Origin of the sequence: Actinoplanes sp. NPDC051851 (genome assembly GCF_040681165.1) — a bacterium.
Taxonomy (GTDB): Bacteria; Actinomycetota; Actinomycetes; order Mycobacteriales; family Micromonosporaceae; genus Actinoplanes.
On the sequence record NZ_JBFAYF010000016.1, the window covers coordinates 40,817 to 55,727 of the forward strand.

Below are 14,911 nucleotides of genomic sequence, written 5' to 3' on the forward strand. Positions count from 1 at the left end.
TCGTCGACCGGGATCCCTGCGTTGCTTGCCAGGAGACGCTGACAGCCGCCGCGGTTCACCATCAACGCGAAGACAACCGTGATCGTGAACAGGGCCGCACCCGCTGATGTCAGCATCACTTACCGAGACCGTGCTCCTGCAGCGACCCCTGGGCATGCCGTGCCCGACAGTCGTCACCGATGGTGACCGGCGGAGCCTGTTCATCGCGTGGGAGTAACCGCTCGACCCTGGTGAACCCGCCGCATGCATACCGCGCCGTACCGTTGATCAGCGGAGATCCGGCGGTGAGTGCGTGCCGCTCGGGACCTGGACCTTCGCCAAGGGTGCGGCCGGCAGCGTGCTGATCCGCACTGCCGGCACGACCGGCAACGTCGTGGCCGACGCCGTCCGTTTCATCCTCGCCTGACAGCGGCCGCGGCCCGCGGGCTTCTCAGCCCAGCAGCTTCGCCACGGTGCCGGTCAGGTCAGCGGCGGACACCCGAGTCACATTGGGCGTGCCCGGGGCGGCGCCGTCGATGACCAGGAACTTCTGCTGGGTCTGCTGGGCCGCGACCGTCCGGACCGCCTCGTCGGCGATGCCCGGCGCCGCGACGATCACCGCGCATTGCCCGAGGATCAGGGTGCCGGCGAAGGTCTGGGCGTTTGCGGCGGTCTGCTCGCCGGTGACCTCGAGGTAGCGCGCTTGGCCGAGGGTCTGCGCCGAAGCGGTCTGCATGGCTGCCCAGAGTGGGGCGGCATTCTTACCGGCGACGCCCTCCTGGTCGGTGAGCAGGCAGGCGGTGACGTCGCGGTATTCGCGCGGGCGCGGCTCAGTCTCGTCGCCGGGCAGGGCCGCCCAGATCAGGCCGGCGACCGCGAGCAGGGCGGCGACGCCGCCGGCCAGTGTGGCCTTGCGGCGTTGAGTCCATTCGATCGGCGTACGCCGGTTCAGCGGCTGCCGTGGGCCGCGCATCGAACCCCGGAGTCGCTTGTCTACCTGTCCACCCAGCACGGCGCAGAGCGTAACCACCGTGTCAACGCCGTCCGCGCCTGGTCTAAACCCTACCGTCCGACATGGATGCCAAATCGTTATGAGACTTCGAGGATCTTCACTGTTGACTCCCATGATCAGCACAGCAAATACTCGCCGTGCCTATCGCATCACGTACGGGGGAGTCGATCGCGATGTCCTGGTGGCGGCGCTGTGCTGTTTTCACCCTTCTGCTCTTCGGCCTCTCGGTAGCGGTACCCGCGCAGGTGGTGCAGCCCGGCGGGAGCTTCCCGCTGAGCTGGCTGACCGACCTGTTCACCCTGCGCACGGCGTGGGCCGCGGTGACCGGGCTGCCGGTGCAGCAGCGGCGCGACCCCGGCCATGGTGGATACACCTCGGCGGCGGCGACCACCGCGAACGGCGGGCACGGCGAGGCGCAGGAGATCGCGCCGGGCGGCCTCGACGGCTACCTGCCGCACGACGCCTCCGACGGGACCACGAAGACCGACCCCGCGCAGGTGGGCTACGTCGCCAAGACCAGCAAGCGGCAGTCCGGCAAGTCCAAGGCGGGCATGAGCCAGTACGCGAACGCGGACGGCTCGCTCACCCAGGTCTACTCGGCGGGCCGCTCCAACTACAAGGCGACCGACGGCACCTGGCAGCCGATCGACACGACCCTGGTGAAATCCGGGTCGCGCTGGTCGATGAAGGCGAACTCCCTGGATGTCTCCCTCGGCGCGGTCGAGGAAGAGCCCGTCACCGTCCCGTCGGCCGCACCGTCGGCACCGGTGGAGGAGCTGCGGGACCCGCTCGTCTCGATGACGATCCCCTCCGGCGGCTCGGTCGGATACGACCTTCAAGGCGCCGCCACGGTCACCCCCACCGTTGACGGCACCGTTGCGACGTACCCGAAAATCCTGCCCGGCACCGACCTGGAGCTGCAGACCTTCACCAACGGTGTGAAGGAGACCCTGGTTCTGGCGTCGCCTGCGGCGGGGAATGAGTGGGTGTTCCCGCTGCGCCTGACCGGGCTGACCCCGCGGATGGCGAAGGACGGCTCGGTCGAGCTGGTCGACGCCGACGGCGCGGTGAAGGCCTCCTTCCCGCACGGCTCGATGAAGGACGCGAAGTTCGACGAGCAGTCCGGCGAGATGACGCACTCGTCGAAGGTCGAGATGTCGCTGATCCAGGTGGACGGCGCCCCCGCGCTGAAGGTCGTCGCCGACCGCGCCTGGCTCGACGACCCGGCCCGCGTCTACCCGATCCGGGTCGACCCGACGGTGACCACCGGCGACACCGGCGACGTCTACGTGGACAACGACTCGGACACCACGTCGAGCGACCAGAACGGCGACAACCTGCCGGTCGGCACGTACAACAGCGGCACCACCAAGGCCCGCTCGTTCATCCACTTCGGCGACTTCAGCACCTCCGGGGTGACCGGCGGCCGGGTCACCGCGGCGAGCCTCAAGCTCTACCTGACCTGGCAGTACGCCTGCTCGGTGGACCGCGCGTTCTACGTGCACACCGCCGCCGAGTCGTGGACCGTGGCGAACCTGAGCACCGTGGCGTACCCGGGCGCGGACGTCAGCACCGACCCGATCGGCTCGCTGACCGTCACCGACCCGGGCACCGCCTGCACCAACACCGGCGCGGACCGCAGCATCGGCAAGTGGGTCACCGTGCCGCTGAGCGTGGCGACCTTCAACGACTGGTCGTCCGGCGGCTCCAACCTCGGCCTCGCGCTGCTCTCCTCGGTCACCGACTCGTACGCCTGGAAGCGGTTCACCTCGGCGAACTACTCCTCCGGCGACTACAAGCCGCAGCTGAGCCTGACCTACACCGCGAACGTGCTGCCGCAGGTCGACACCCGGTACCCGGGGAACAACGCGATCGTCGAGACGCTGACGCCGCAGCTGGCGACCCGGGCGCACGACCCGGACGCGTACCCCGCAAAGGGTTTGACCTATAACTACACCGTCTACAACAGCGCCGGCACCGCGTTGGTCTCGTCGGGTGCGGTGACCACGCAGGGCTGGCAGGTGCCCGCGGGCAAGCTCGCCTGGAACAGCACCTACTACTACACCGTCAAGATCGGTGACAAGGTCGGCACCACCGCGGAGTCGGGGGCCTACGCCTTCACCACACCGGTGCCGCAACCCCGGCTGACCTCGGATCTGGCGCAGAACCCGGGCGCCGGCTTCGACCCGAACAACGGCAACTACACCACCTCGGCGAGCGACGCCCAGGTCACCGGCGTCGGCCCGGCGCTGGAGATCTCGCGGAGCTACAACAGCCTGGACACCCGGCGGACCGGTGCTTTCGGTCAGGGCTGGTCGAGCATCCTGGACGTCAAGGCCACCGAGCGGTACGACACCACCGGCGCCGTGCAGACCGTCGTGGTCACCTACCCGAACGGTTCGGAGGTCGCGTTCGGCCGCAACACCGACGGGACGTTCACCGCGCCGTCCGGCCGGTACGCCGTCTTCACCAAGCAGACCACCGGCTACACCCTGACCGACAAGGACGCCACCCAGTACGTCTTCGGCCGGGACGCGACCGGCGGCGTCTACAAGGTCACCCAGATCATCGACGCGAACGGGCGGGCGCTGACCTTCGCGTACGACGCCACGACCGGCCTGATCGCGACGATGACCAACGCGTCCGGCCGTACCCTCACTCTGACCTGGACCGGAACGCACGTCGCGACGGTGACCACCGACGCGCCGACCGCGGGCGGGACCGGCTACACCTGGACCTACGCGTACGGCACCTACGACCGGCTGACCACGGTCTGCCCGCCGGGAACCACCACCGACTGCACCGTCTACAACTGGGCCAACTGGAACAACCAGTACGCCAACGCGGTGCTCAACCTGAACCCGTACTCGTACTGGCGGCTCAACGACGCCTCCGGCACCTCCGCCGTGAGCTCGGTGCTGACCAACGCCGGCACGGACAACGGCACCTACAAGAACGTCACGCTCGGCGGGGCCTCCGGCCTGCCCGACTCGGGCGCCACCACCGCCGCGTTCACCGGCTCCGCGTCGTACGTGCAACTGCCCGGCAAGCTCGTCGCCGACGGCTCGTACCAGACGGTCAGCATGTGGTTCAAGACCAGCACCGCCGGTGGCGTGCTGTTCAGCTACAGCGCGGGTGCGATCACCGCGGGGACCACGGCCAGCAACTACACCCCGGCGCTCTACGTCGACAAGAACGGCTACCTGCGCGGTGAGTTCTGGCAGGGCTCGGCCAGCCCGATCAAGTCGAAGTCGACGGTGATCGACGGCGCCTGGCACCACGTGGTGCTCTCCGGCGCCGGCGCCACCCAGACCCTCTACCTGGACGGCGCCGCGCAGGGCTCGCTCGCCGGCACCATCTCGCTGTACCAGACCGGCGGCTCCGCCTACGAGTACGTCGGCGCTGGCTTCGTCGGCAACAGCTGGCCGGACCACGCCAGCACCGGCGTCTCGCCCGCCGTTGCCACCTACTTCACCGGCTCGATCGCCGACGTCGGTTTCTTCACCAAGGCGCTGACCAGCACCGACGTCAGCGGGATCTACTCGGTCGCGAAGAACTCCAGCTCGGCGATCCGGTACATCAAGTCCCCGGCCGGGCGGATCCAGTCCCAGGTCGCGGTCAGCAACGTCACCGGCCAGGTCACCTCGGTGACCGACGAGAACAACGGCGTCTGGACGATGGGCACGCCGACCATCGCCGGCAGCAGCGACGTCTACGCCGCCTCGGTGCTCGGCGCCAAGCCCACCAACTACTGGCGGCTCGGCGAGACCGACACCGACACCACCGACGCGGTCAACGAGGTCGCCGGCGACACCGCGACGTACAGCGGGGTGACGCTCGGCGCGACCGGCCCGTTCAGCGACGCGACCGCGATCACCCTGGACGGCACCGCCGGCAACGTCGCGCTGCCCAGCGGGGTGGCGCCGGCCGGGGCGAACTCGGTCAGCGTCTGGTTCAACACCACCGCCACCGGCAAGGTGCTGCTCGGCTCGCAGGCCGGCGCGCTCGGCGAGACCACCGCGCCGGGCCTGCCGACGCTCTGGGTCAGCTCGGACGGCAAGCTGCGCGCCCTGGCGCCGTCGACCACCCCGACCGGGCCGCTGCGCTCGGCGTACGCCGGAAAGTGTGTCGACAACGCGAGCAACCTCACCACCAACAACAACCCGATCCGGATCTACGACTGCAACAACAGCGCCGCGCAGAACATGACGCTGCTGGCCAACGGCTCGATCCAGGTCTCCGGCAAGTGCCTGGACGTGCCGAACGCCGCCACCGCGAACAACACCCTGATCCAGCTCTACACCTGTAACGCCTCGGCGGCCCAGCTCTGGGAGCCGTACAACGGCGGCTTCCGGAACCCGAACTCCGGCAAGTGCCTGGACCTGCCGAACGGCACCACGACCAACGGCACGCAGCTGCAGCTCTACACCTGCAACAGCAGCAACCCGCAGAAGTGGACGCTGTCGCTCTCCTCGACCGCCGTGGTCAACGACGGCAAGTGGCACAACGCGATCCTGACCTCGTCGGGCACCGCGCAGACCCTCTACATCGACGGCGTCAAGGCCAGCGCGAGCACCGGCACGGTCGCCTTCGCGCCGGGCGCCCAGCCGTACGCGTACCTCGGCGCGGGCCTTACCGGCACCGGCTGGTCCGGCCTGACCGCCGCGACCACCTCGTACTTCTCCGGCAAGATCGCCGAGGCGGCCTTCTACCCGAGCGAGCTCACCGCCGACCAGGTGACGGCCCAGCTCGAGGCGAGCAAGCAGACCGTCGCGGTCGCGGTGACCACGGTCGACACCACGGTCAAGACCATCACCATGCCGGTCAAGAACGTCACGGTCACCGACCCGGGCGGCAAGACCATCTCGTACGCGTACGACCTGCTGAACAACCGTCAGGTCGCGGAGACCGACGCGCTCGGCAACGTGACGAAGTACGGCTACGACATCGGCGGCTACTCCAGCCTGGTGTACGACCCGAACGGCGTGCGGACGCAGACCGTGCAGGACGAGCGCGGCAACACGATCCAGCAGATCACCTGTCAGGACCAGTCGGCGAACCTCTGCGCCAGCACGTACTTCGGCTACTACCTCAACACGGCCAGCCCGGTCGACCCGCGCAACGACGTGATGATCACCAGCCGGGACGGCCGTTCGTCATCGGCGACCGACACCACGTACCTGACGACGTACAACTACGACGCCAAGGGCAACCCGCTCGGCACCACCGACCCGCTGGGCCGGACCACGAGCACGCTCTTCACCGACGGCACCACGATCGCGGGCTACGACGGGGGTTATGCGCCGGCGGGTCTGCCGTACCGGATCGTCAACGCCGGTGGCGGCGTGCAGGGCATCGCGTACTACGCCAACGGTGACCTGGCCAAGACCATGTCGCCCTCGGGCGAGGTGTCGGTCTACACGTACGACAAGCTCGGCCGGAAGCTCACCGAGACGATCACCACCGGGACGTTCCCGGGCGGCCGGACCTCGACCTTCACCTACGACGCCCAGGGCTTGGTCCTGACCGAGACCGACCCGCCGGTCACCAACCGGGTCACCGGCGCGGTGCACACCGCGGTCACCACCAACACGTACGACGCCGACGGCAACATGACGTCGCAGACCACCGCGGACAGCACCGGCGGCGACGTCGCCCGCACCCAGACGGTCACCTTCAACTCCCTCGGGCAGAAGGACTCGCAGACCGACGCGGTCGGCAAGTCGACGAACTTCACCTACAACGCGTACGGCCAGGTGATCCTGGAGACCGATTCGGACGGCGGCTCCACGGCCTACGACGTCGACGCCGAGGGCAACGTGCTCTCCGAGACGATGAAGGGCTGGACCGGCGACCCGAACAACCCGTCGACCGCTTCCGATCTGGTCACCGAGACCAACGTCTACGACCCGGACGGCCGTCTGGCCAGCACCACCGACGCCATGGGCCGGACCACGTCGTACACGTACACCGACAACGATCTGACCGCGAAGGTCACGATCACCGACGGCACCAGCACGTACGTCCAGGAGCAGAACTCCTACGACTACGACGGCAATCTGACCACCCAGCTGACCAACAACGGCAAGACCAAGACCGTTTTCGCGTACGACGCCGCGGGCCGCCAGACCACCACGACGGTCGACCCGTCCGGGGTCAACCGGGTGACCACGAACGTCTACAACGTCACCGACAACGTGATCACCACGACGCAGGCGGTCGGCACCGGCAGCACCCTGTCGGCCACCGACTACCGCTACGACGCCGAGGGCCGGATCACCGCGGAGACCGCGTACAACAGCGACCCGGCGACCACCCCGGTGGCACGCTGGAAGCTGAACGAGACCAGCGGCACCCGGGCGGCCGACAGCGCGGGCAACAGCCCCGGCACCACCTCCGACGTGACCTGGTCGACCGCCGCGCCGACCGGCCTCTCCGGCAGCGCCACCTTCACCGGCAGCGGCACCTCGAAGGTCCTCACCGACGGCCCGGTGGTGGACACCACCCGGGCGTACACCACCAGCACCTGGGTCAAGCTGACCAGCAAGGCCGCCGACGGCTACGTGCTGGCTCAGCCCGGCGCGAACGGCAACTCGACGTTCAAGCTGGCCTACCTCGCCTCGACCGACAAGTGGCAGGCCGAGGGCACCGTCCGCCTCGCCGACGGATCGTCCGGCTGGTGGTCCGCGGCGAGCGCCGCCGGCCTCCCGGCCCTGAACGCCTGGACCCACCTGGCCGTGGTGGTCGACCCGACCGCCGGCACGGTCAAGCTCTACGTCAACAACGCGCTGGTCGCGACCAGCACGGTCGGTGTGAACGCCTTCAACAACCAGGCCACCGGCCAGCTCAACATCGGCAACCAGTACGGCGCCAGCGGCTTCACCGGCTCCATCGCCGACGTGCAGTTCTTCCAGCGGGCCCTCTCCGCGACCCAGGTCTCCGCGATCTACGGCAACACCCAGCCGACGGCCGCGAAGGTCTCCCGCACGTCGTCGACCCTGGACGAGGGCGGCCTGGTCACGCGCTCCTTCGACGCGCTGGGTAACGCCACCGACGTCACGTACGATGTGGCCGAGCGCCCGGTGATCACCACGGCGCCGGCGGTCACCGCCGAGACGTTCACGGGTCAGACCGTCGCCCGCCCGGTCAGCTACGCCGGGTACGACACGTTCGGTGACCAGACCGAGAGCGTCGACGGCAACGGCAACAGGAGCACCTACCTGTACGACCGGGCCGGCCGCGCCTACGAGACCCACGGCGCGACCTACACGACGCCCGCCGGTGCGACGATCAACCCGGTGTCGACGACCACGTTCGACTCGCTCGGCCAGACCGTCTCCTCGACGGACGAACGGGGCAACACCACCGGTTACACGTACGACCAGCTGGGCCGCCTCGCGAAGACGGTCGCGCCGAACGGTGCCACCACGACGGTCACCTACGACCTGGCGGGTGAGCCGCTGACGGTGACCGGCCCGACCGGTGCGGTCACCGCGATGACCTACGACTACCTGGGCCGCAAGCTCACCTCGACGGAGGCGGTCCGGCAGACCGGCCAGTCGCTGACCACCACGTACGGCTACGACGACGCCGGGCTGCTCGCGTCGATGAAGACCCCGGCCGGGGTGACCGAGTCCTACACCTACAACAGCGTGGGTGAGCAGGTCACCGTCAAGGACGGCGCCGGGCAGACCAGCACCACCGAGTACGACGGCCTGGGCCGGCCCACCGGGCAGATCGCCCCGGACAGCGTGTACTCGACCACCACGTACGACATGCTGGGCCAGACCACCGCGTCGGCGACGTACGCGTCGAAGACCAGCACCACCGCGCTGACCTCCTCGTCGCAGACGTACGACTCCGCCGGGAACGTGCTGACCAGCACCGACGGGCGGGGCACGACGACGTCGTTCACCTACGACCCGACCGGCATGCCGCTCACCGAGAGCCAGCCGACCGCTTCGGGCGCGGCGATCACCACCTCGTTCGGGTACGACCTGCTCGGCAACCAGACCCGGTTCACCGACGGCCGGAACAACGCGTTCTGGACCACGTACAACTCCTGGAACCTGGCCGAGTCGACGATCGAGCCGGTCACCAGCCAGTACGTGTCGACCGCCGACCGCAGCTACACGATCACGTACGACGCGGCCGGGCAGGCGGTGAAACAGACCTCACCCGGCGGGGTCGAGCAGACCTACAGCTACGACAACATGGGTCAGCTGACCTCGCAGGCGGGCACCGGCGCCGCCGCGGCCACCAGTACCCGGTCGTTCTCCTACGACCTCGGTGGCCGGGTCACCACGTTCTCCTCGCCGTCCGGGGACAACACGGTCACCTACGACGACCGGAACCTGCCGACCGCGATCAGCGGCCCGTCCGGGAACTCGTCGTTCAGCTACACCTCCGACGGCCTGATGGCCTCCCGGACCGACAGCGCGGGCACCACCGCCTACACGTACGACGGCGCGGACCGGCTCTCCACGCTGAAGAACACCACCGCCGGGACCGACCTCTCGTACGCGTACGACACCACGTCGGCGATCTCGACGATCACCTACGGCTCCGGTGACTACCGGTCCTTCACCTACGACAAGCTGCACCGGGTCACCGCCGACGAGCTGAAGACCTCGGCCGGCGCCTCGGTCGCGAAGGTCGCGTACACCTGGGACGCGAACAGCAACGAGACGTCGAAGACCACCACGAACTTCGGCGGCAGCGCCACGATCACCAACACGTACGGGTACGACCTCGCCGACCGTCTGACCTCGTGGAACAACGGGACCACGACGATCGGCTACACGTACGACGCGTCCGGCAACCGGACCGGCAACGGGTCGACCACGTACACCTACGACCAGCGGAACCGTCTGGTCACCGACTCCGCCGGGGTCTCCTACAGCTACACCCCGCGGGGCACGCTGACTTCGGTGGTCGGCCCGTCGGCGGCGTACACGACGACGTCGGATGCCTTCGACGAGGTGATCACCCAGTCGTACGGCTCGGGCACCGAGACGTACGGCTACGACGCGCTGGGCCGTGCCCTGCAGACCGGTTTCTCCTACACGGGTACCGGCAACGACCTGGCCACCGACGACTCGGGCGCGACCTACGTGCGTGACCCGGGCGCCGATGTGGTCGGCACGGCGTCGGGCAGCAATACCCGCCTGGTCTGGACCGACCTGCACGACGACATCGTCGGCCAGTTCACCTCCACCGGCACCGCCCTCTCCGGCTCCACGGTCTACGACCCGCTGGGTACGGTGAAGGCGACCGGCGGCATGCTCGGCAGCCTCGGTTACCAGTCCGAGTACACCGAGTCCTCCACCGGCCGGACCAACATGGCCGCGCGCTGGTACAACACCGGCACGGGTCAGTTCGACTCCCGCGACACCCAGTCGAACAGCCCGATCCCGGACTCGGTCAGCGCCAACCGCTACCAGTACGGCGACGCGAACCCGCTGACGGTCACCGACCCGTCCGGCCACGGCTGGTGGAGCAAGGTCACCTCCGCGGTGTCCCGGGTGACCAGCACGGTCTCCTCGTACGCTTCCCAGGCCACGTCGTACGCCAGCAGCTACGCGTCGTACGCCTACCACTCGGTCTCCTCGAGCTACTACAGCGCCAAGGCGAAGGTCCTGAGCAAGGTCGCCCACGTCGCGAAGCGGGTGGGTTGGAAGAGCCTGGCGAAGAAGGCGGACTCGGGCCGGAAGAAGGCCGCGAAGAAGTCCCGTGAACAGCATCGTCGCGCGACCAAGGCGCATAAGGAGGCCCAGCGTAAGGGTCACGCCCTGAAACAGCGGGTTGTCCGCGCGGCGAAGAAGGCCGTCAAGGTCGTCAAGGACGCGAAGAAGAAGACGGTCGCCTTCGTCAAGAAGCACAAGAAGGAGATCATCGCGATCGCGGCCACGGTGGCCACGGTCGTCGCGGTGGCCACCCTCGGCCCGGTCGGCGGCATCGTCGCCGGCATCGCGATCAGCGTCCTCAAGGACGCCGCTTCCGGCGACATCCACAACCTCTCCGACCTCGGCGGCTCCCTAGCGAGCGCCGCCTTCACCGGCGTCCTCGGCGCCGCAACGGGCGGCTTGGGCGGCGCGATCGGCGGCAAGCTGGCCGGCATGGCCGCTTGTAAGCTCGGCGCCGGCCTCCTCGGAAAGGCCGTCTCCGGCGCCATCGGTGGCGGTGTCTCCGATGGTTTCGCCGACGCGGCCGAGCAGTTGGCCACCACGGGCAGCATCGACTGGAAGCAGACCCGCAACGCCGCGGCAACGGGTGCGCTGATCGGCGCCGTGACCGGCGGCGCGGCCAAGTGTCACAGCTTCGACCCGTCCACCGAGGTCGTCATGGCCGATGGCACGACGAAGCCGATCGCTGAGGTCGAACTCGGCGACAAGGTCCTGGCTACTGACCCTGCGACCGGTGACACCGAGGGCAAGCCGGTCAGCGTCCTGCACCACCACCAGGACACCGACTTCGCCGACGTGACGGTCAGGGACGACAAGACCGGTAAGACAACCACGGTCGAGTCGACCGCGAACCATCCGTTCTGGAACGCTACGACGGGCGAGTGGACCGAGGCCAAGGACTTGAAGGCGGGCGACAAGCTCCGCAACGCCGACGGCGAATCCACCCAGACGGTTGCCGCGATCAAGCTCTGGACCGGCCTCAAGTGGATGGACGACCTCACGGTCAACGACATCCACACGTACTACGTGCGTACTGGTTCATCGCAGGTTCTCGTGCACAACTGTGGCGGTTCGAAAAACGCTCCCAGCGGTCAGCCTCACTCGAAGAAGTGCACATGTGACACCGGTGGTAACCCGCGGATCGTGCGTAACACGGGTGGTATCCGTGGCGACCGGGCGACCCGAACGCAGGACTACGGCCTTCAGTTCGACATCATGGATGCGAACCCGGACTGGAAGCACATCGCAGGTGGCACCAAGAAGCAGAAGAGGGTCTACTCGGCGGACCGGAAGAAGTACAAGCAGCCGGACCTGATCTTCGAGAACGAGATGGGCGAGAAGATTTACTACCAGACCGCCGATGTCAATCCGGATGGAAGCTTCACGGATCGTGAGATCGAGAATTCTCAGTGGCTTGCAGAGCATGGTGAGGGTCAGGTAATCATGATCCCGAAGGTCTAGGCTGTACGCTGCAGGGATCGATTGAGGTGGGGCATGGCGGGTTCGCGAGCCACGGAGATATTTTTGCTGCCTGAGGACGAGGAAGCGATAGTTTCTGCGATCAGGATAGCTTTGCCCGGTGCGGTGATCATCGATGATGACTGGCAGGAGTTTGGGCGGCCTCCCGTGCGAGAGCGGGTTGCCGACTGTGGTCGCTACGTCGGTATCTGGAATCGGGAGGCCCGCCCGATGCTTGCGCCTCGTGTGCGAACCAATGGGCGGATAGAGAGCCCGGAGAGCGACTACATAGTCCAGTGGCAGAGGAGTATCGAGAAAAGTCCGGGTGCGCTGGAGATTGGTCAATGGGCGACCACTTTGACCGTTGGTGACGTCCCGGATATGAAGCCGTTCATCGGTGCCCTCTGGCGGGTTCTGATGCGAATGACAACTAATCGCCTAAGGTGTATATCGATGCCGGATCCGCACACTCCGGAACGTCGTTTCCGTGCCGGAAAGTTTGCTGTGGAAAGAGCCAGGAAAGGCGGCCTCGTATTCACTGCAAACGCGTTACGTCTTGCGCCGGAGGAAGTTCGCTAGGTGTTCTGACCCCGGTGGCCGGCAGGGGACGCCCGTCCGGGTTCACATCGAGCAAGGTCGGCGTGGGCGTCAGGCTGCGTTGACACGGAAATCGGGGTCGATCAGGATGGGCTCGTTGTTTTTGAGAGGCGCGGCGGTGGGCTGCGAGGGGGAGTTCGCAGGATGTCGCGTCTGGTTGGCCGACGGCGTCTTCTTCAGCTCGGTGGGGTGACCGTCCTTCTGGCCGGCGGTGGTGCCACTGCGGCGGCGCTCTGGTCTCGCCGCGGGCCGGAGCTGGTTGACGCTGATCTCGTCGTCTATGGGGCGACCGCGGCCGGGCTCGTCGCCGCGATCCAGGCACGGCGGATGGGGCACACCGCCGTCGTGGTCGAACCCGGACAGCACGTCGGGGGGATGACCACCGGAGGGCTCGGGGCGACCGATGGTGGGACTGTCGAGTCGATCGGGGGGATCGCTGCCGAGTTCTACCGGCGGGTGCACGCGAAGAACACCGCTGTTCCGCAGTTCCGGTTTGCGCCCAGCGTGGCGAGCGCCGTACTGGCCGAGATGGTCAAGGAAGCCGGTGTGGACGTCTACCTCGGGGTGCGGCTCCACGCCGTCGCCAAGGTCGGGAATCGGATCACCGAGCTGGTGGGCGAGAACGGTCACGTGTTTCGTGGGCGGATGTTCGTGGATGCCGGGTATGAAGGCGATCTCATGGACCGGGCCGGGGTGAAGTGGGTCGTCGGGCGGGAAGGGAACGCCGCCTACGGGGAGACGATCAACGGGGTGCAGCTGCGGTCCGGGCACCAGTTCGATCGTGGGGTGGATCCCTACGTCGTGGCCGGGCGGGCGTCGAGCGGGCTGCTGCCGGGGATCTCGGCGGGGCCGGTGGCGGCGAGGGGCAGCGCGGACGGGCTGATCCAGGCCTACAACTTCCGGATGTGTCTCACCCAGGATGCCTCGCGGATCCCGTTCACCCAACCGGACGGGTATCAGGCGGCGGATTATGAGCTGCTGTTCCGGCATGTCCAAGTGGGATATCGAGGGCCGTTCTTCAACACCGAGAGCGTCGGGGGCGGGAAAGTCGACGCCAACAATGAGGGGCCATTTTCGACCGATTATGTCGGCGGGAACTATGCCTATCCGACCGCGAGTCACGCCGAGCGGGAGTCGATTGTCGCGGCGCATGTGGCGTACCAAAAAGGTTTGATGTGGTTTTTGGGGAATGATCCGCGGCTGCCCGCAGAGATCCGTGAGGCGACCGGGAGCTGGGGGCTGGCGGCGGACGAATTCACCGGCAACGGGGGTTGGTCGCCGCAGATCTACGTGCGTGAGGCGCGGCGGATGCTCTCGGCATACGTCATGACCGAGCACGACTGCCGGGGGGACGTGACCGCGAACGATCCGGTCGGGCTGGCGAGCTATCAGATGGATTCGCATAACTGTCAGCGCGTGGTCGTCGACGGTGTGGTGCACAATGAAGGGGACGTGCAGGCGAGCGTTCCGGGCGCTTTTCCGGTCAGTTTCCGCTCGATCGTTCCGATCGAGACCCAGTGCGAGAATCTCACGGTTCCGGTCTGCCTTGCGGCTTCCCATATCGCGTACGGATCGATCCGGATGGAACCGGTTTTCATGATGCTGGCGCAGTCCGCGGCGACGGCGGCGATGCTCGCGCTGGCGGCGAACGTGCCCGTGCAGCGGCTCGACTACGCGACGCTGCGGGCGAAGCTGCTGGCCGACGGACAGGTCCTGCACTGGCCGCCGATCGAGGACGGCGAGGTCGTCGTGGACAACGCGATGACGAAGGGCGTGACGCGGAAGGGCGAGTGGACGCACGCTTCGGGGGCGCCCGGCTATTTCGGCGCCGATTTCGAACACGACAGCGACGCGAACAAGGGCACGGCCAGCTTCCGTTTCACCCCTGACCTGCCGGCCGCCGGGCGTTACACGGTGAAGCTGCGCTGGACCGCCCACGAGAACCGTGCCGCCGCCGTTCCGGTCGACGTCATCCACAGCGCCGGAACCGTGACCCGCACCGTCGACCAGCGCACTTCCGGCGGCGAATGGGTGCCGCTCGGCACCTGGACTTTCCGAAAAGGCACAGCCGGAAGCGTGCTGATCCGCACCACCGGAACGACCGGCTACGTCGTCGCCGACGCGGTCCTTTTCACCCCGGCCTGACCCGCGCTGCTTGCCGTCGTTCGTGCGGCGGTGG

3 protein-coding genes are annotated in these 14,911 nt (G+C 67.8%); 2 read left to right on the forward strand and 1 reads right to left on the reverse strand.

Annotation, left to right across the window (positions count from 1 at the left end; all coding sequences use genetic code 11):
- Window positions 1-430 precede the first annotated feature (430 nt).
- Window positions 431-991 (reverse strand): hypothetical protein, encoded by a 561-nt coding sequence (locus tag AB0M08_RS17725; RefSeq protein ID WP_364493878.1) that lies wholly within the window; start codon window positions 989-991, stop codon window positions 431-433.
- Window positions 992-1,128: 137 nt separating this feature from the next.
- Between AB0M08_RS17725 and AB0M08_RS17730 the strand changes: the two genes are divergently transcribed.
- Window positions 1,129-12,138 carry a LamG-like jellyroll fold domain-containing protein gene (locus AB0M08_RS17730; protein WP_364493881.1) on the forward strand — a complete coding sequence of 3,670 codons (11,010 nt, stop codon included), beginning with the start codon at window positions 1,129-1,131 and terminating at the stop codon, window positions 12,136-12,138.
- Window positions 12,139-12,921: 783 nt separating this feature from the next.
- Window positions 12,922-14,877, forward strand: coding sequence for an FAD-dependent oxidoreductase (locus AB0M08_RS17735; RefSeq protein ID WP_364493883.1), 1,956 nt, complete (start codon window positions 12,922-12,924; stop codon window positions 14,875-14,877).
- The last annotated feature ends 34 nt before the right edge of the window (window positions 14,878-14,911 follow it).